The sequence below is a fragment of the Methanobrevibacter filiformis genome (assembly GCF_001639265.1).
Classification (GTDB): Archaea; Methanobacteriota; Methanobacteria; order Methanobacteriales; family Methanobacteriaceae; genus Methanacia; species Methanacia filiformis.
In genome coordinates this window covers 1-20701 of record NZ_LWMT01000098.1, presented here as the reverse complement: position 1 = coordinate 20701, position 20701 = coordinate 1, and the positions used below count along the sequence as shown (strand labels likewise).

Annotated in this window: 17 protein-coding genes; 15 read left to right on the top strand and 2 right to left on the bottom strand. The window is 26.5% G+C overall.

Annotated elements, in window-relative coordinates; all coding sequences use genetic code 11:
- Positions 1-49: 49 nt before the first annotated feature.
- The 7 genes from MBFIL_RS03400 (at position 50) to MBFIL_RS03370 (ending at position 8883) form a co-directional block, all read left to right on the top strand.
- Complete coding sequence (locus MBFIL_RS03400) at positions 50-1495, top strand: MnmC family methyltransferase (RefSeq protein ID WP_211261701.1); 1446 nt, start codon at positions 50-52, stop codon at positions 1493-1495.
- 377 nt (positions 1496-1872) lie between these two features.
- Positions 1873-3852 carry a tRNA guanosine(15) transglycosylase TgtA gene (tgtA, locus tag MBFIL_RS03395; RefSeq protein WP_066971512.1) on the top strand — a complete coding sequence of 660 codons (1980 nt, stop codon included), beginning with the start codon at positions 1873-1875 and terminating at the stop codon, positions 3850-3852.
- 313 nt (positions 3853-4165) lie between these two features.
- A complete protein-coding gene (locus MBFIL_RS03390) occupies positions 4166-4576 on the top strand; it encodes a VOC family protein (RefSeq protein WP_066971510.1) in 411 nt (136 codons plus the stop codon).
- A gap of 209 nt (positions 4577-4785) precedes the next feature.
- Complete coding sequence (locus MBFIL_RS03385; RefSeq protein ID WP_066971508.1) at positions 4786-5136, top strand: nascent polypeptide-associated complex protein; 351 nt, start codon at positions 4786-4788, stop codon at positions 5134-5136.
- Between the two features lie 176 nt (positions 5137-5312).
- On the top strand, positions 5313-6059 hold the full coding sequence (locus tag MBFIL_RS03380; RefSeq protein ID WP_066971506.1) for a metallophosphoesterase family protein: 747 nt from the start codon (positions 5313-5315) through the stop codon (positions 6057-6059).
- A gap of 594 nt (positions 6060-6653) precedes the next feature.
- Positions 6654-7685 carry an NYN domain-containing protein gene (locus MBFIL_RS03375; RefSeq protein WP_066971504.1) on the top strand — a complete coding sequence of 344 codons (1032 nt, stop codon included), beginning with the start codon at positions 6654-6656 and terminating at the stop codon, positions 7683-7685.
- Positions 7678-8883 (top strand): hypothetical protein, encoded by a 1206-nt coding sequence (locus MBFIL_RS03370; protein ID WP_066971502.1) that lies wholly within the window; start codon positions 7678-7680, stop codon positions 8881-8883. The genes MBFIL_RS03375 and MBFIL_RS03370 overlap by 8 nt, the downstream gene beginning before the upstream one ends.
- A gap of 302 nt (positions 8884-9185) precedes the next feature.
- Here MBFIL_RS03370 and MBFIL_RS03365 read toward each other — a convergent pair whose 3' ends face one another.
- Positions 9186-9329: a hypothetical protein gene (locus tag MBFIL_RS03365; RefSeq protein ID WP_157078631.1), complete on the bottom strand. Its 144-nt coding sequence runs from the start codon at positions 9327-9329 to the stop codon at positions 9186-9188.
- A 1067-nt stretch (positions 9330-10396) separates the two neighbouring features.
- Here MBFIL_RS03365 and MBFIL_RS03360 point away from each other — a divergent pair.
- From MBFIL_RS03360 to argB, 3 genes are all read left to right on the top strand, one after another.
- Complete coding sequence (locus tag MBFIL_RS03360) at positions 10397-10699, top strand: hypothetical protein (RefSeq protein ID WP_066971498.1); 303 nt, start codon at positions 10397-10399, stop codon at positions 10697-10699.
- 296 nt (positions 10700-10995) lie between these two features.
- Complete coding sequence (argJ, locus tag MBFIL_RS03355) at positions 10996-12393, top strand: bifunctional ornithine acetyltransferase/N-acetylglutamate synthase (RefSeq protein ID WP_066971496.1); 1398 nt, start codon at positions 10996-10998, stop codon at positions 12391-12393.
- A 205-nt stretch (positions 12394-12598) separates the two neighbouring features.
- A complete protein-coding gene (gene argB / locus MBFIL_RS03350) occupies positions 12599-13480 on the top strand; it encodes an acetylglutamate kinase (RefSeq protein ID WP_066971494.1) in 882 nt (293 codons plus the stop codon).
- Between the two features lie 93 nt (positions 13481-13573).
- On the opposite strand, the gene aksF is transcribed toward argB, so the two are convergent.
- Complete coding sequence (gene aksF, locus MBFIL_RS03345; protein WP_066971492.1) at positions 13574-14575, bottom strand: homoisocitrate dehydrogenase; 1002 nt, start codon at positions 14573-14575, stop codon at positions 13574-13576.
- A gap of 390 nt (positions 14576-14965) precedes the next feature.
- On the opposite strand from aksF, the gene MBFIL_RS03340 reads away from it, so the two are divergent.
- The 5 genes from MBFIL_RS03340 (at position 14966) to MBFIL_RS03320 (ending at position 20011) form a co-directional block, all read left to right on the top strand.
- Entirely contained in the window at positions 14966-15442 is a 477-nt protein-coding gene (locus MBFIL_RS03340; protein WP_066971489.1) for a HEAT repeat domain-containing protein, read from the top strand.
- A 474-nt stretch (positions 15443-15916) separates the two neighbouring features.
- Positions 15917-16504 (top strand): pyridoxal 5'-phosphate synthase glutaminase subunit PdxT, encoded by a 588-nt coding sequence (pdxT, locus tag MBFIL_RS03335; protein WP_066971487.1) that lies wholly within the window; start codon positions 15917-15919, stop codon positions 16502-16504.
- A gap of 1 nt (position 16505) precedes the next feature.
- Positions 16506-17423 carry a class II glutamine amidotransferase gene (locus MBFIL_RS03330; RefSeq protein WP_066971485.1) on the top strand — a complete coding sequence of 306 codons (918 nt, stop codon included), beginning with the start codon at positions 16506-16508 and terminating at the stop codon, positions 17421-17423.
- Between the two features lie 342 nt (positions 17424-17765).
- Positions 17766-18476: a GltB/FmdC/FwdC-like GXGXG domain-containing protein gene (locus tag MBFIL_RS03325; RefSeq protein WP_066971483.1), complete on the top strand. Its 711-nt coding sequence runs from the start codon at positions 17766-17768 to the stop codon at positions 18474-18476.
- Between the two features lie 50 nt (positions 18477-18526).
- Positions 18527-20011, top strand: coding sequence for a glutamate synthase-related protein (locus MBFIL_RS03320; protein WP_066971481.1), 1485 nt, complete (start codon positions 18527-18529; stop codon positions 20009-20011).
- Positions 20012-20701 lie beyond the last annotated feature (690 nt).

The following is a 20701-nucleotide window of genomic DNA, read 5'->3' as shown; positions in this document are numbered from 1 at the left end:
CTATGCTTTAATATTTATTTATCCTTATTTATCCTTATTTTGTGTTATAATGAATAATAATAAATTAAAATCAAATATTCTGAGTAAAAACAACAATAATACTTTGAATGAAAATAATAATACTAGTAATAATACTAGTAATAATACTAGTAATAGTACTAGTAATAGTACTGGTAATAATGCTAATAATAATACTAATAATACTAGTAATAATAATATTAATTTTAATATCTTGAATGAAAATACTAATAATGGTACTAATCCTAATAGTTCAAATGAAAATATTAATTTTAATAGTGAATATCTTTTTAATGATCTTATTAAATCAATCAGTAATCTTTTTTTAAAAGAGGTTTCAACAAAAAATAAAGATTATCGGGATGATTTATCAAAAAATATTGTAAAGTTTTTAACTAAAACTGATGATGGTTCTTATACATTAAATTCTTTTGACTTTAATGATGGTGAATCTGAAACAATGCATACAACTACTGGTGCTATTTCTGAATCTTTTGAAAAGTTTGTGAAACCCTTAAATCTTGGAGATAATGATTTTTCAGCATTTCATGTTTTGGATATTTGTAGTGGCTTTGGATATAATTCTTCAGCACTAATTCAGGAATTTATAAATAATCATGGGGAGTGTAATGATTCTAATTTATCAATTGATATGGTTGAATTGTCTCCATATAAATTAGCTATTGGATTACTTATTCCAAGTCCCATTGAATCACATGATTTAATTAAAAAAGCTATTGAAAATAAATTAATTGAGAAAAATTTATTATCTTTAAATTTAGTGGATTTTAAAATTTCTGATAATTTGGACATTAATATATTTATTGAGGATGCAAGAATCGCTGTCCAAAATTTACATTCTAATAGGTATGATGCTATTTTTCTCGATGCATTTTCACCTAAATTAACTCCTGAGTTATATTCTTTAGATTTTTTTAAAGAACTTTATCGTGTAATCAAATATGATGGAATAATTGCAACATATACTTCAGCTATTCCAGTTAGATCTGCTTTTATTTTAGCAGGATTTCATGTTGGGGAAGGTCCTGTTTTTGGAAGGAATACTGGTGGAACCATAGCATCTAAAAATCCTAATAAAATTACTAACTCTTTGGATTTTGATATTGAAAGAATGATTGGATTATCTGATATTGGAATTCCTTTTAAAGATCCTCATTTGGATTTAGATTCCATAACTATTTTTAAAAATAGACAACAAGAGCGTGCGGATGCAAGAGGGACTTATAAAATTTCTTCTGCTGTTAAAACTCCTATTTTTTTAGATAAAGATATTGAAGAGGGGAAACTAAAAAGGAGAGTTTTAAGAAATCTCAATGCTATTGGTATTGAAGATACTAAATCTAAAGAAGCATGTTATATTATTGCTCCTCAAAATAAAGACAGCTCTAATTTTAAAAATAATTCTAAGGATAGGGTAATAGCTATGTCTAATAATTTAGAATCCTTTCTCAATTAATTCAATTAATGATAGTTTATAAATAAGATATGTGTTATAGATTAATTAAAATAGTTTATTAAGAATAATTTTCAAAGAATAATTTTCATAATTATTCTATTTTTATCATTGTTTTGAAATTTTAGCATGTTTTGAAATTATTTAATTTTGATTTAATTATAGTTTTATCTTTGAAATAATTTTTTAATCGTGTAATATTCTTAATTTGAATTTTAAGAATGATTTAAATAGTTTTGTTTAAAATTTATTAGTAGGTAGTATTGAACTAATGATATTTAATTTGATTAATTAACCTAATATCTAGTTAACATATAATAAATAAAATACTGCCTAACTATTATTGAATTAAGGTATTATTAAATTAAGGAAGGGATATCATGTTTGAAATAAAAAGTAAAGATGCTAAAGGGAGAATAGGAATTTTAAAAACAGCACATGGAGAGGTCAGAACTCCAGCTTTAATGCCAGTTATACATCCTCGAAAGCAAACAATAGATGTTGGTAAGCTTGGTGCAGAAATTGTTATTACAAATGCTTATTTAATTTATAAAGATGAAAATTTAAAGCAAATAGCTATTGAAGATGGAGTTCATAATTTAATTAATTTTGATGGTCCTGTTATGACTGATTCTGGCTCATTCCAGCTTTCTGTATATGGTGATGTTGATATATCCAATGAAGAAGTTATGGAATTTCAGGAGTTAATAAAAACAGACATTGGCACATCATTAGATATTCCAACAGCACCTTATGTTACATTTGAAAAGGCAAAATCTGATATGGATGTGACATTAGAGAGGGCAAAAGAAGCTAAAGAATATAAGGATGAACATAATATTAAAATGCTTCTAAATTCTGTTGTTCAAGGTTCAACTTTCTCTGAACTTCGAGCCTATTGTGCGGATGAACTTTCAAAGCTTGATTGTGATTTGTATCCTATTGGTGCAGTTGTTCCATTAATGGAAATGTATCATTATTCTGATTTAGTGGATGTTGTAATGAGTTCTATTTCACATCTTCCAGATTCTAAACCAAGACATCTCATGGGTGCAGGTCATCCTATGATATTTGCTTTGGCTGTTGCAATGGGCTGTGATTTGTTTGATTCAGCAGCTTATATATTGTATGCAGAAGATGATAGGTTTTTAACAACAAGGGGAACATATAAATTAGAGAACTTACAAGAAATGCCTTGTTCATGTGAAATATGCACAAAGTATACTCCTGATGATTTAAGAAATATGGATAAAAAAGAAAGAGTGAACTTAATAGCTGAACATAATTTAAATGTGAGTTTTGCAGAAATAAGGCTTATTAAACAAGCTATTTATGATGGAAATTTGATGGAACTTGTTGAGGAGAGATGTAGGGTTCATCCAATGCTTCTTGATGCTTATCGAAGACTTAAAGAGTATTCGGACGATTTGGAAACTTATGATCCAAGAGTTAAAAAATCTGCATTTTACTATACTGGTTCTGAGTCATTAGCTCGTCCTGAAATTAGAAGACATTTAAATAAATTAAATAATATGGATAAAAAGAAAAATCTTGTTATTTTACCTAATTCCAGAAAACCTTATTCAAAATATTTACAAAATGATCTTGGAGATTTCTATGTTTATGGTGAAGAAAAGGATATTGATTTAGATAACACCGATTTTATGGTTGCAGACATCCCATTTTGCTTAATACCTTTAAATATTGATGAAGTTTATCCATTATCTCAAAATGAATCTCCAAAAATTTCAGATATTGAAAGTCTTGAATTTGTAGAAGATTTTATATTAAATTTCATTGAAATGAACTATTCTCAGACATTGGTACATAATAAAGTTGTTGATAAATTTAATTTAGGTTTATTTACTATACATCCTCAATCAAATGAAGTTAAATTTAAATTAACAGATCATGAGAAAATAATAGCTATTGCAGATTATCAATTTGGAAAAGGAGCAGGAAAAGCACTTTTTGAAGGTAAGATTGAAATAGAAAAAAGTAAAAAAACAGGCAAAATTAGGCATGTCTACTCTAGTGGAGAGCTTGTGGCGAATATGCGCGCCCATGATAGTTTTTTTGTTCTTGCTCTTGAAGGTGCAAGAAGACTTCATAGAATCATGAAATATCCAGATAACAGAGTAATCGTAAATGAAGATTCTGAAAGCTTTGCAAAAGAAGGTAAAAGTGTTTTCTCAAAATTTGTCATTGATTGTGATAAAAAGATTAAAGCAAATGATGAAGTTTTAATTGTAAATAAAAATGATGAATTATTAGCTTTTGGTAAATCTTTACTTAATTATAATGAAATCATGGATTTTAATGTTGGACAAGCAATAAAAACTAGAAAAGGCAATATATAATATTTGCAACTAATTTATATATAGTTTAATCATAATTAATCATATACAGTAGGACTTACAATTAATCATAATTAATCATATACAGTAGGACTTACAATTAATCGTGATGAACTATTATTCTGGTTAGATTTTTAAACTCTAATTATATTTTTAATTAAATATTTCTAATATTCTTTTTATTTAGAAAAATGCTATAATATGAAGCTTATTTTTCTAAATTATTTCAAATATTATTTTATTTAATTATTTGCATATTTAATTTTACAGAAGTTATAAATAAAACTTTAAATAACAATTTGGAATGTGATATTTTATGGTAGTTGGACCACATGTTATGTTTAATGGTAATTGTGAAGAAGCAATGAAAATATATAAAGATCTATTCAATGGTTCTGATCTTAAAATGGTTAAATATAAAGATGTTGAATCAAGATTTGATAGTGCCTCAATGAATGATAAAGAAAAGAACATGGTTCTTATTGGTGAAATGATTATAAATAATACTACTTTTCTTTTTTCTGATATTCCTGAAAATTATGCTCCTGGTAACAATATGGCTTTAGCTATTAAGCTAAAAACTAAAGAAGAAGTTAATTATATTTTTGATGGTTTAAATGAAGAAGCAACTGTACATATTGATTTGGGTCCGACATTTTTCAGCTCATTATATGTTTTATTCACTGATAAGTTTGGAATAAATTGGGAATTGATGTGTAGTGAGTAATTAAATTTCGCATTTGTATTTGTAATACAAAAATTTATAAATTGTTTAATATATAATATTAATACTATTAATTATAATGAATATTGTTAGATTAATATTTATTTAAATTTATATTTTAGTTAAAAATATTAGCTTTAATTAAATTTAAATTTTATAATTTAGTTTAAATAATGATTTTATATATTTTATATAACTTTTTGAGGATTTTTATGATACCTGGTATGAATGCAAAACAAGCAAAGCAAATGGAACGTCAAATGAAGAAGATGGGAATGAATATGCAAGATCTTCCTGGTGTTAAAGAAGTTATTATTCGTTTTGAAGATAAGGAATTGATAATTTCTGATGCTGAAGTTAATTTAATGAATGTAATGGGTCAGGAGACTTATCAAATCACAGGGCATGCTGTTGAAGTAGATATTGAGACTGAATTAATTATTCCTAAAGAAGATATTGAAATGGTTGCAAATCAAGGAAATGTCAGTGAAGAAGAAGCAGAAAAAGCATTATTATCTACTAATGGTGATTTAGCAGAAGCTATTTTGAAATTAAATCAATAGTTAATTTATTAAGTCTTTATTAAATTAATTATATAAATAGCTATCAAAATAGATTATTAAATTAATTATATAAATAGCTATCAAAATAGATTATTAAATTAATTATATAAATAGCTATCAAAATAGATTATTAAATAGCTATTAAATCATATTAACAACAATACTAAAAAGATAAAATGACATTTATAGCACATATCTCGGATTTGCATGTTGGTACCAAAGGATTTAATAAAGATTCATTACTTTATATAGTTGATGAGATTAATAGCTTAAAGCCTGATTTAATTGTATTAACTGGGGATCTTACAGAGAAAGGCTATTATTCTGAATATTTGGAAGTTGTAGAATATTTAAATCTTTTTAAATCACCATTATTTTCAATTCCAGGTAATCATGATTCTCGTAATGTTGGCAATGAATCATTTGAGGAGATAATTGGAGAGCGTAACTGGGCAAGAAAAATTGATAATGGTGAGGAAATGCTTCTTATTGGTTTAGATAGTAGTGAGCCTGATATTGATGAAGGACATGTAGGTAGAGCTCAACAGATTTGGATGGAAAATATTCTTGATGAGGCTGTTACTCATTCATTGTTTTCTATTGTGGCTATTCATCATCATGTAATTCCTATTCCTTCAACTGGTCGTGAAAAGAGTGTTTTATCCGATGCAGGGGATGTTTTAAAGTCTTTAATTGATAATAATGTTGATATTGTTATGTGTGGTCATAGACATGTTCCTTATCTGTGGAAATTTGAAAATACTTTATTTATTAGTGCAGGAACAACTTCTTCAACTAAATTACGAGGTAAAAGCTTAAATTCATTCAATACTTATGATATAACTGAAAATCGTGTTGATGCTATTCTCAATCAAATTGATGGAGCTAAAATATCATTAGGTAATCTTAAAAGAGCATTTTAAAAAGTATTTCTTTATTAATTTATCTCTACCTTTTGATTGTAATTCCTATTTTTATTTAATATGATTGGTCTTTACATTTAATTCTATCATGTTCCAGTGAATTCACTAATAATAGATTATTTCTACATTTTATTTCTTGATTAGATATCTATGGGCTGTTTTATAAATAACTTTGTTTTTGTAACTTTTATAATAACAAAGATTAATATAGTAGTAATCAATAAATATTATTATAGTATACAAAATAAACATAGTTTTGTTCATGATAAATTTGAATACTTCAATAATAATATTAAATCGTATATTATATGTATTCATATGTATTTATCATGTGTAATTTATTCATAAAACAATAATCATTGAGATTTGAAATAACATTTAAATAATTGTTTTATAATATCCTAAAATAATTTAGTATAAATCTAACTAACTTAAATTAGTTTTACTTGGTTTTGATATTAATTAAATCATTTTTTTATACTTAAATTAATAATCAATCTAAAATTATTTTAATTAAATTGATTTATATATGGGAAACTTAATTTTTAGGAGATTTGTTCCTAAATCTTTAATAATGTCATTGTAGGTGATATTTTGAAAGTTGTTATAGATGCATCTAATGTAGCGAGTTATAAACGAGATGAAAATTCAAAACCTAAATTAAATTATATCTTATCTGCAGTGAAAGCATTAGAACAGAAAAATAATGAATTCATCATTGTAGCTGATGCATCATTAAAACATGAGATTGATGATAAAGACAAATACAACCAACTGCTTGAAGAGAAAACAATTGAACAAGTTAAACCAGGACATAATGCTGATCAATATATTCTTAATATTGCAAATGAAAAAAATGCTAAAATCCTTTCTAATGATTTGTTTAGAGAATTTAGGGATGAATTTCATGATATTAATAATATGAGGATTCCTTTTTCTTTTAAGGATGATAGAATTATTTTAGGTAAAACTAAGAAGCCTAAAAAAGTTAAAAACATACTTCAAAAAATTTCAGACAATATATTATCTGAATTGGATAACAATCGTCGAGAGGTTTATACAGATAAAAATGAAATTGACTTTAGTCCACTTAATATTACTAAAGAAGCATTGCTTAGAATGGATAAATCGCAAAGATCTGGTGTTGGTAATAAAATTGAAGGAGTCTTTTCTAAAATACCAATGTTTGGTAAAGTAATAGATATGATTGATGATGTTGAATCATCAGCACCTTATGTTATCTTTGTTTTAGTGAATCCTAAAAACTATAAAGAGGCTGTTAAAAATGCAGGTAATATTTCTGTTACTATTGGTGATAGATTAAACTTAGATAAAAATCCATTGATAGCCGTTAGAAATGATTTGTTCATGAAACCTGATAAATTTGATTTGAATATTATATATTCTGATGAAGTAGAGGAAGAGTCTTACTATAACGTGAATATTAGAATAAACACTAATGATGAGCTTTTTATTAAGAAAAATTCTCGTAATATTGCAAGTACTGTTGCAGGACGAATTGGGTCATGGAAATTTCCAATTGTTTCAGTTAAGGTTGATATGCTACTTGAAAAACCTGGAGATTACGAAATTTTCTTAGAGAAAGGAGGTAATCTCAATGTCTAATAATAGGATAGTTAGGAGTATTTTCAAAGCATTAACTAAATATGAGATTATCAGCATTGGTACTAAATATTTTCCAACTACTCCATTAGAAATTGAATATGTTGAAATGTTTAATTTCACAAAAACAATGCTTTTAGAAATAGAAAAAGCTGAAATAACAACAGAGAGTATTTTTCATAACCTGCTTCGAGATGTTGGTGCAGAAAACATTCCTCAAAACCACAAATTCTATGAATTAAAACCTGCTGAAAATAGGATTGAAGAATACGCACTTGTAAGTAACATTATTATGGGTAGTGATCGTTATCTTTACATTGAATTATCTGCTCCCCACAATATTATAAATCACTTCTCTGAAATCATACATAATGAACACGGAAAAATTGTAGAACAAAGCTCAACTGAGATAGTTTCAAGATTATTATCTAAAAATGATGCAATAAGAGTAGCTATTCAACTTGTAGGTATAGGGTTAAATAACAATATCAGTGTTAGAGCATCTGTGGGAATGACTGGAGCTGCAGCTATTGAGAGATCTATTAACTTAAATAAAGAAGTTGGTAATGTTCCAGGAATAGGATTTACTAAGTTAGGTGGAGAATATGCTTTAGTACTTGATTCTAAATTCATTAAATCTGAAGGAAGTTCAGCTATTAATAAAAACTACTTATTTATTGATATGGTTGATTCAACCAGCTTCATTAATAAAAATGGCAGAGATAAATTAGTGGACTTGATGGAAAGTATTAAAAAATTCATAGAACAAGAATGTAATGGTAAAATCGAAGGATATCGCCAAGGTGGTGATGATTTAATTGCAGAATTCCCAAGCAAAGACTTAGCTATTCGTGCAGGACTTGATTCAGCATGGTTTGTCCTAAATAATGGTGCTAAAATCAGAGCAGGAATTGGTAAAAGTAGAAGAGAGGCAGGAGAACGAGCACAACTTGCAGATGAAATTAAAATCCAAGGTTCATTATCATTAGTCATTTTTGAGCTTGCTAATGGGGTTTATTCTTATTATATTCCTTCTGAATTTATTAGAACTATATTAAATTTTATCCTAAATAAAAAATCTAAAATAATAGGTGTTTTCTTATTTGTCTTTATTGTATCATATGTTCTTGCAATATTCGGCTTTGGACAACTAGGAATTATTCCAGTAATTTTAGCAGCTATTTACGCATTAATTTCTTAAATTATCTATTAATATCTTTATATTAATTTTTAAAATACTGTTTTTCTATTTTTTAATGATATTTTATATATCATCATTTTCCAGTATTATTTTCTAATATTTATTATTAATATCATTTTTATTATTACTATTACTCAAATAAATATTATCAATATTACTTTATTTCTAAATAGCTATTAAATATTGTAATCAATTGTTAAAAAAGAGTTGTCGTGTTTATTTTTATATCTATATCTAATTTTTGTATTTATCCTTGTTTTATACAATTTTATTAAACATGGTGTACTTTTTGACTATTTTTTTTAAATTTTTTCTTCAGTCATTCTTTTAGCTTCTAAAAGTATTTTTGTGACTTCTTTTGATCGTGCGCCCTTATCAAGTCTCCAATTGATAGATGCGTTTTCATCTAACCATTCAGCTAATTCTTTTGGAAGTGATATATTCATTCTTGATTTTTCTGATAGCTTCCAAAGTCTATCAACTTCTTCATTTTTTACCATATAATTTAACTTGTATTAATAAATATATATTTTTTTCTAATTATGTACTCAATTATGTATTTATTTAGTTTCATATTTATTTGTATAATTAATTATATGTCTTTATACTCATGTGTGTATGTATGTACTTACTCTTTCTTTATAATTTATTAATATTTATTTATATATTCTTTATTTGGTATTGTTTCTTCTTAAATTATACACTGTGCTTTATTGCTTGAAATATCTTTTTAACTCTTTTTAACTAATGTTCTAAAATTAATTTATTATTTAACCATAGGATGTTTTTCTTTATTCAAGTCTATTTAATTAGAATATTTTCAGTAGTTTTGATAATAATCCAACTTTTCCTCTTAAAAGTAATTATTTACTAATTTTCTAATTGATTAAAGTGTGATACTTTGTTTTTATTTTAGCCATTGTTCATTTGATAATACAAATTTCTTAGTATATCAGGGTGTACACACTTACACATATAACAAAGTATATAAGTAGTTAACAATATATAAATAGTTAGAAATGTTATTATCAATCAATACATAATACTATTACATAATACATGTTGGTGTTATGTAATATATATTTATATTATTTGTTGTGTATTAGTGTTGATTTAATCATACATAAATTTGATAGTGCTCATGAAATTCAATCAATCCATTAATTAATATATAAATTAGTTAATTTGTATTAACTGATTCATTTATAAATTTAAATTAGTTAGTAAATCTTTGATTATAATTGTATTTATTGATATTAATCAATATAGATGTTGGTATTGGATTATTTTGATGTATCTGTTGATATTCATTTAGCTATTTTCTACTACTACTATTATATAAGAGTTTACTCATATAAAAAGTTAATTATGATATCCTTCTTCAAGGGAGGTAATTTCATTAATTATATTAAAATCTTAAAAATATTAATAAAACAAAAATGATAATGTGGAGTTATTATATTTAAATCAATGGTTTATGAGATTTAACTAAGCTATTGGTAACGGAGGTAACATGAATTCTAAAAATGAAGGAAAATTAGTTTTATTTTTAATAATAGGATTGGTTGCATTTGGATGTGGGTCTGGAATTGGGATATCTATGGGAATTTCTGGAGTAGACGCGCATAATGATGTAGTTGAACTTAATACTACTGAAAATGTAACTCAAGAGATACTTAGTAATGATGCGCCAAATAATGAAGAAATCCTTGCTAATTTTGACACAAATGAAACTGTAATTAACAATTCTTCTAATAATTCTTATGAATCAAAAAATTACAGTCAATACCGATCAAATAATGAATTTGATTATTAATTTCATTATTTAAACAATTTTATTTTCTTTAAATATTAGATAGCTATTTTTAATAGATTATTAACTATTTATCTATTAACTATTTATCAGCTATTTAGCTATTAGTTTACTTATTTTATTGTAAATATTATTAATATTAGTATTGCTATTAATTTAATATTAGTACTATTATTACTATTATTAGTACTAATCATTATTTCATTTTCAATAGTTGAGTTTATTAATGATTTTCTAAATAGCTATTTATTGTTAGTTGTAGTAACTTAAGTATATTCAATTTATTTATAGGTGATTTTATGTGTGCAAATAATTTTAAAATAAATTTCGTTGATGGTGGTGTTTGTGCTATACGGGGAGTTAAAACAGCAGGTTTTAGAGAAGGTAAGTATGGAATTAGTATAATTTCCTTTAAAAACAGTGATGCCACAGGGGTTTTTACATCAAACAAGATAAAAGCAGCACCAGTTCTTTCTACTCGTGAAACATTAAAAAATGGTAAATTATCAGCAATTGTAGCAAACAGTGGAAATGCTAATTGCTTTACTGGTCTTGATGGTGAAACAGACTGTAAAGACATGATTAATTTAGTGGCTGATGAATTAAATATCTCTTCTAATGAAATAGCTATTGCATCTACAGGTGTAATAGGTAGGAGACTACCTATGGAGATAATGGCTAAATTGATTAAGAAAACTGCAAATAATTTAGATGATGGTTTATCCTCTTCAACTAATGCTGCAAAAGCAATCATGACAACGGATACAGTTCATAAAGAAGCAGCAATTGAAGTTCAATTAGAAAATGGTGATAAATTTAGAATTGGGGGAATATGTAAAGGTACTGGTATGATATCTCCAAATATGGGAACTATGCTATGTTTCATTACTACAGATATAATAGCTAATTCAGATTATTTAAATAAAGCTTTAAAAAAAGCAGTGGATGATAGTTTTAACATGGTTGTGGTTGATGGGGATGAAAGTACTAATGATGAAGTTATATTAATAGCTAATGGAAGTTCTAATTTAGATGTTAATGTTAATGAGATTAATGAGGCTTTTCAAAAAGGATTAACTGTTTTATGTAAAAATTTAGGGAAAAAAATGGCATTTGATGGTGAAGGTGCAAGTAAATTCCTTGAAGTTGAGGTTATTAATGCTGGATCTGAAAAAGATGCTAAATTAGCATCTAAATCAGTTGTAAAATCAGCACTTGTAAAATCAGCTGTTTTTGGTGAAGATCCTAATTGGGGGAGAATTGTAGCAGCTATTGGATATTCTGGGGCTGATTTCAATCCTAAAAAAATATCAATAGCTATTGGTTCTGATGATATCAACATTGATGATTTTGACCTTATAAATATTAATAATATTAATAATAATCATAATATTAATAATAATCATAATATTAATAATATTAATAATGGTTCTAAAAATATTAATTTTAATAATAATAGTATTAATAACAGTATTAACAATAGTATTAATGATAATGAAAATTTAATTTACTTAGTAAAAAATGGTAATGTTTTAGGTTTTGAAGGAACAAAAAGTCTTAAAAATGCTGAAAAAGCAATGAAAAAGAAATATATTTACGTTTTGGTTGATTTATCTAATGGAAATCATACTGCCACTGCATATGGTTGTGATTTAACCTATGATTATGTTAAAATAAATGCAGATTATACTACATAATGTTTAAATCATAATTTATTGACTTGATAGTAAATTTTATAAAATGTGTATTATTAATATAACTATAATTAAAAATATAATATGAAATAATTACTTTATAAATATAATTTTTAATCTTAATATAATATTTTAATCTTAAATATTCTTAATATTAATGCATTGTTGTTTTTAATAATTTATTTTATTATTCTATTTCAGTGATTTTATGAAAACAGTTAATATTTTAGTTGAAGCATTACCATTTATAAAAGAATTTCACAATAAAAAGGTAATGATAAAGTATGGTGGACATGCAATGATTGATGATGAATCTATGTCTTCTACAGTTAGAGATACTGTTCTTTTGAAATATGTAGGCATGGAACCTGTTGTTGTTCATGGTGGAGGTCCAGAAATAACTAGATCTATGAATAAATTAGGTAAAGAACCTAAATTTATTAAAGGTCTTAGAGTTACTGATGAAGAAACTATGGAAATCGTTAAAATGGTTTTAGTTGGTAAAATAAACACTAATATTGTTTCAAAGATGGGGGTACATGGTGGAAAAGGTATTGGTATTTCTGGAAAAGATAGTGAGTTAATAATAGCTTCTAAAAAGGATCCTCATAAAATAAAAGATAATGATACTGGTGAAGAACAAATAGTAGATTTAGGTTTAGTTGGTAAGATTGATTCAATTAATGTTGAACTCGTGGAATTACTTACAGAAAATGATTACATTCCAGTTATATCTCCAATTGGAATTGCTTCTAATGGAAACACGTTAAATCTTAATGCTGATACGGTATCTGGCGAAATAGCTAGTGAAATTAATGCTGAAAAGCTAATAATTTTAACTGATGTTCCAGGACTTTTAAAAGACCCTAATGACCCAAATAGCTTGATTAAACAACTTAAAATTAGTGAAGTTGAAAATTTGATTGAAAAAGGAGTTATAAATGGAGGAATGATTCCTAAAATAGAAACCTGTGTTAAAGCTATTGAAAATGGTGTAGAATCTGCTCATATTATTGATGGTAGAATAAAACATTCTTTACTTCTTGAAGTATTCACAAAAAAAGGTATAGGGACTATGATCACTAAATAAATTTATTATTATTTATTATTTATTTTTTACTATTTAACTTGTATTTTTTGTCTATTTAATTATCTCTTATTTTTTTTATTCTTTTTATTCTTTTTATTTTATTTCATGTATTTCTTTAATAATTGCATTAACAACATCTATTGTTTTAGCATTACCTCCTAAATCAGGAGTTAGACTTTTTCTTTTTTTAATAACATTTTCTGTTGCTATGTTTATTTTGTCTGAGTAATATTTTTCTCCCAGGAATTCTAGCATCATGGACATTGATAGAATCATAGCTATTGGATTAGCTATTTTTTTCCCTGCGATATCTGGTGCTGAACCGTGGATTGGCTCAAATATTCCGTGTTTATCTCCTAAATTTCCAGAGGGTGCGAGTCCTAATCCTCCAACGAGACCAGCTGCCTCATCTGAGAGTATGTCTCCAAAAAGATTTGTTGTTACTATAACATCAAAAATTTGAGGTTTCATAACAAGATACATTGCTGTTGCATCTACATAGAAATCTTCGGCATCTATTTTTGGGTAATTATTGCTTATTTTATAAAATGTTTCTTTAAATAGTCCATCGGTTTTTTTCAAAACATTGGCTTTATGAACACAAGTCACTTTCTTTCTGTTATTTATTTTAGCTTTATTAAATGCAAAATTGATTACTTTTTCACTTGCTTTTTTAGTAATTACTCTTTCAGCTATAGCAATATCATTTTTTTCGCAGGTTTCATTTTGGAAGTACATCCCTTCTGTATTTTCTCGAACAATAATGAAATCTATATCATTATATAATGATTTAATCCCTTCAAATGATTTTATTGGTCTTACATTTGCATAGGCATTCAATTCTTTTCTAAGAGTAATTATCGGGCTTTTTTTCTCAGGAACTGATGTTATAGCTCCAAACATTGTTGCTTTTGTTTTTTTAGCTTTTTTAATGGTTTCTTCAGGTAAAGTAGTTCCACATTTTTCAAAACAGTCTTTTCCTGCCTTTGCTTCAATAAATTCAAGATTCAAATCTAATGATTCTAAAAGAGTTATTCCTGATTCAACTACTTCTTGCCCTATACCGTCTCCAGGTATTGTTGTAATCTTAATCATGCTTATCAACAAAATTATCAATTAATCAGCTATTATTTATTTTTAGATATTGTTTTCAATTATTTTTCCTGTTTTTTGTTTGATTAGGTCTTAGCTCATTGACTATAAATTACTTCTGATTAATTAAATTAGTATATTTATTATACAAATCATTGTGTAATACGAAAATATATATGTATTATATGATATAATTATTAAGTAATAAATGATTTATTATTTTATTATTTAATAGATAAATTACCTTAAAATAAAATTTGAATATTATTTAATTAGAAATTATTATTAATTAAATAGCTATTATGCTTAATTTTATTAATTTAATTTGTTTTTATTTAATATTCTAGTATTTTAATAACTAATTTATTATTTAACCAACAGGAAGGTTTTTTCATGGCGAAAGATATAAATGAATTAATTGATGATTTAGGTAACAGTGATGAGTTTGTTCAAGAAGAAGCTATTGCAGATCTTGAATTGAGGTCAGATGAATCAACTGACTATTTAATTGAAGCTTTAACAATTAAAAAAAGTAAAGATATTAAAATAGGAGTGGCTAAAGTTTTAGGTTTTATTGGAGATTCTAAAGCTATTGATCCATTAATAGCTACTTTAAAAGATCCTAATAAATTAGTACGAAGAGAAGCATCAACTGCCTTAAGCAGAATGGGAGATTCAGCTGTTGAACCTTTAATTAATATTTTAGATAGTGATGATTGGAAAATTCGAGGAGCAGCTGCTTGGGCTTTAGGAAATCTAAAGGATCTTCGAGCTATTGAACCTTTAGAAAAATTGCTTAAAGATGAAAGTGGTTTTGTTAAAGCTGGAGCTAAATGGGCTATAGATAACTTAAACAAATCTAACCAATAAATTTTCCAATTTTTTTTATCCAAGGTTTTTTCTTAATTTTTATTTATTTGTCTAGTATATGATTAATAAGTTGATCATTTTTACTATTTTTAGCTACTTTTCTATGTTTTAAAGTATTTTATATCTAATTTCAGTTATATTTATATATTAATATGCTCATATTAAATAATGTAGCGTTTATAGATGTTGCATAACATCTACAAAAAAGGATAATTATGGATAAATTATGTTTTAGTTGGAATATATTCATAGAATATTATTAATACTTAGTTAAATTTTAATAATATAATTATTATTAAGTAATTTCTTTATCCATTACTATCTACTTATTAAATAGACTTTTTTATAACACTTCTTTTTGACTTTTGATTCAATCAGTTGTAATAGTAATGTAAATTTTTATAAAATTGAGTCTAATTTTTATTAATTTCATGATTTTATTTATTAACTTAACTAATTAATTAAAGGGTGCACATGAAAACTATAGGTGTTTTAAACTTACAAGGTGCTGTTAGTGAACATTTTGACATGATGAAAATAGCTATTGAAAGGACTAATCTTGATTTTGAGATTAAATCTGTAAGATATGCTGAAGAAGTAGCTAATTGTGACGGAATTATTATTTCTGGTGGTGAAAGCACTGTTATAGGTAAGTTAATAGCTGAAAGAGGGATTGGCGAAGTAATAAAGAATCAAAATATTCCTATTTTTGGAACTTGTGCAGGCATGGTGTTAATGGCCAAAAAAGTTGACTATGATCAGCCTATTTTAAATTTAATGGATTACGAAGTTAAACGAAATGCTTTTGGTTCTCAGAAAGACTCATTTGAGAAAGAAATTGAGATCTTAGGTGATAAATTTCAAGGAGTTTTTATACGAGCACCTGCAATAGAAAAAGTATATAATGTAGATTCATCAAATTCTAGTAAAATAGAAATACTTTCAGAAATTGATAATAAGATAATAGCTATTAAACAAGGAAAGAACATTGCTTTGTCTTTTCATCCAGAATTAACTAATGATACAAGATTACATGAATATTATTTAAGGGAGGTTTTATAATATGTGTGGAATAGCGGGAATTGTTTATAAAGATAAAAGAATACACAATGTTGGAGAAGATATGACTAAAATGCTTGATGCACTTCAACATAGAGGTCCAGATTCTGCAGGATTTGCTATTTATGGAGGGTTAGATTTAAAAGAAAAGGAATATATTCTTAATATTCAGGTAGCTAATAAACCAGGATTACTTGATAATGTTAAAAATACTATTAATGCAGTAACTTCTATCGAATCCGATGAGATAACACCTTCTGTTGAAAATACTCTTATTTACAGATGTAAAATAGCTTTAAATGATTTTCCTGAATTAAAACCTCTTATAATGACTATTGATCATTTAGATGATGTTATTGTCTTAAATGGAAGTCATTCTTTTGAAATGATAAAAGATGTAGGTCTTGTATCAGATATTGCAAAGAGATATGATACTAATTTAATTAAAGGGACTCATGCTATTGGTCACACAAGATTCTCTACTGAAAGTAATGTAGATAGATACCATGCACACCCTTTCCAAACTTATATAATTAAAGATGTTACTGTTGTTCATAATGGGCAAATAACAAATTATTGGAAGATAAGAGATCCTTTAGAACGTAAAGGTCATGTATTTGAAACTAATAATGATACTGAATGTTTAGTTCATTATATTGCTGATAAATTAAACTCTGGTTACTCCTTAGAAGAATCATTAGAACATTCTGTAGAAGATATGGATGGTCCTTTTTCATATATAATTGGAACTCCACAAGGTATTGGAATAGCTAAAGATAGATTAGGGCTACGTCCTGGAGTAATGGCAGAAACAGACAATGTTTTTGCAATAGCATCTGAAGAGGTTTCACTTCGTGAAGTAATAGATACTAATGAAATTGAACAAATTTCTCCTGGTGAAGTTAGGGTTTATGAGATTTAGTTATTAATTTAGTTTAATTTAATTATATTCTGTTTAATTATGGATTATTTAGTTATTAATTTAGTTTAATTTAATTATATTCTGTTTAATTATGAATTATTTAGTTTAATTTAATTATTAGATTTAGTTATAAATTATTTAATTATTAATTAATTATAATTTCAATTTAATTATAATTCAAATTTTATTTAATTATTACAATCTTTGATTGTCATTGTAATAATTAGTTATATATATATATATTATTTAAATTTTATTTAATTATTATTTAATTAGTTATTTAATCATCAAGGTGCTGATTATTATTTAATTAATATTTATATTTGTTATGGGGATCAATAAATGGTAGATAAAGTAGTTGAGATAGATGTATCTAAGATGACACCACGTGAAGCTAATGAATCTCTTAAAAATCTAGCTATTTCTAATGATAAAATTGTCATTAAAAACCCGAATGCTATGCATTATCTTATTTCTGGATTGGTTGATGATGTAGCTATTGATATTAATGGGTCTGCAGGTTATTTTGTTGGAACTATGAATGATAAGGCTAAAATCAAGATCATTGGTAATGCTGGATGGTTTGCAGGAGATAATATGACTGGTGGCGAAATTATAATTGAGGGAACCACTGGTGATGGTGTAGGTCAAGGGATTTATGGTGGAACAATAGTTGTAAGAAAAGGTGCTGGAGCCAGAACTGGCGAAATAATGAAAAATGGAACAATTATTGTAGGTGGAGACTCTGGATTCATGAGTGGAATATTCATGATGGGGGGTCGTATTGTTGTTCTTGGTGATTTAGGTGAAGATGCTGGGGAATCTATTATTCGTGGAGTTATCTATGTACTTGGGGATGTAAAAAGCTTAGGAAAAAATGCTAATCTTGTCCCAATAGATGATGAAGACAAATTTGAACTTAAAGAGCTTCTTTCTAGCTATGAATTTAATTTAGATGAAGAAGATTATACTAAATTTAGAAAAATTATACCTAAAAGTAAAAGACCATTTTACGGTGGAAAAGACGAAAATGATTGCGATTGTGCTGATTAAGAATACATATTTTTTTGGCTTAACTTAAATAATTCAACAAGAGGGTAAAAATGCCATATACTGTTAGTAGAGATTCTGTTTTGTGTAAGAGGGAGTTTAATCGTCCAGGATGTTGTTGGTATAAATGTGATAATAGGGACGATGCTATTTGTCCAGAATGTTATTCTTGTTATAACAATTGTCCACATGATGTTTATGGGATGATAAACAATGAACCTTATCCTGTTCATCAAAAAAAGTGTGTAGGTTGTAGAATTTGTGAAGAAATGTGTCCAAACAATGCCATTAATGTAAATGCTGTTGCAAGTGATTCAAGAAATGTTTGGTCATATGATGATTTATTTGAAATCAAAAGGGAGTCCCTTGAAGGTTCTTATAAAATAAAAAGTATGGGGTCTGTTAGACATATTCCTACTTTTGATGATTTAGTAATAATACCTGCACAAGTTTCCAGACCTCCATTAGATAAATATAGGGAGCCATGTTTTACAAAAGTAACTTTAGGAGACAGATATGCTGAAAATCCTTTAAAACTAAAAACTCCTATAATGATTGGTGCAATGTCATTCGGTGCCTTAAGTAAAGAAGCTAAAATGGCACTAGCATTAGGTTCAACGCTTTCAGGAACTGCTGCTAATACTGGTGAAGGTGGGATGTTAGAAGAAGAAAGAGAGTTAGCTGATAAATTAATAGCTCAATATGCTTCTGGACGATTTGGTGTATCTGCAGAATACTTAAACAATGCAGATGCTGTAGAGATTAAAATAGGTCAAGGTGCGAAATCTGGAATGGGTGGACATTTACTTGGTGAAAAGGTAACTGCAGATGTTTCTAAAATTAGAATGATACCTGAAGGATCTGATGCCCTTTCCCCTGCAAGGCACATGGATATTGTTGGTCCAGAAGATCTAAGTATGAAAATATCTCAACTTAGGGAAATCACTGACTGGAAAGTTCCAATTATCGTTAAATTTGCATCTGGAAGAGTTAAAGATGATGTAAAAATAGCTGCAAAAGGTGGGGCTGATATAATTGTAGTAGATGGTATGCAAGGCGGAACTGGAGCAGGACCTGCTGTTGTAACTGAACACTCAGGAATACCTACAATTGCTTCAATTGTTGAAGCAGATGAAGCTCTTAAAGAAGTTAATTTAAGAGAAAAAGTTAGTTTAGTAGCTGCTGGAGGAATTAGAAGTGGTCCTGACTTAGCAAAAGCAATAGCTTTAGGTGCTGATGCAATTTACATAGGTACTGCAGCTTTAGTATCTATTGGTTGTAGAGTATGTCAAGTATGTTACTCTGGAACTTGTAGAAAAGGAATAGCAACACAAAACCTAGAATTAAGACACAGATTAGACTACAAAAAAGCAGGTATTGGACTTGCTAATTACATAAACGCAATGACCGAAGAAGCATGCATGCTTATCCAACAAGCAGGAAACACAAATATTAGTAAAATAGAAAAAGAAGATCTAAGATCATTAACATTAGAAGCATCTAAGTTAACTGGTGTCAAAATGGCAGGATCAGATTGAAATACTATATTTTAATAATAAATTAAGATTAATTGATAAGGACTAATATATACAAATCATAAATAAAAAAAATAATGTATAAATTATTTATACGAAAGTATAATATTTTTATACAATAAATATATTTTCACCAAAAACATGAAGATATTCTTGTTTGGTTAATCTTAGCTTTATCCATTATAATCACATTTTTTCATATTATTGTATAAAATATTTACACGATTATTAATTATATTTTACTTATTTATGAAGTTTAAAGGAGTTTATCCATAATTAAAATAAAGGTTTATGATTGTTGGATATGGTTTTAGATGTTTTTTAGTTTTTGTTTTAGTTTTTTGGTCTATTTTTTGTGTTTTAGTTTTAAACTTTTTAAATGTGTTTTTTATGATTTGAAGATTTTATTTGATTGTTTTTCTTTTGATTTGTTTTTTCTGTTGTTTTTTTCTATTTTTGGTCTAGTGTTTGGGTGATTTTAGTGTAAGGATGTTTGAATTCCTTTTTTTCTCTCTAATTTTTTGAAGTGAAAGCTTGATAGTATGTGCTTCTTTTCATGTTATAACTTTTTTAATGAAAAAGTATATAGTATTATTAAGAAAATTATGAATATTGTTTAATTAATTACTAATGTTTTAGTATTAAGTTTTTAACAATGTTTTGTATTTTAATAATTTATTATTTTTAATTATT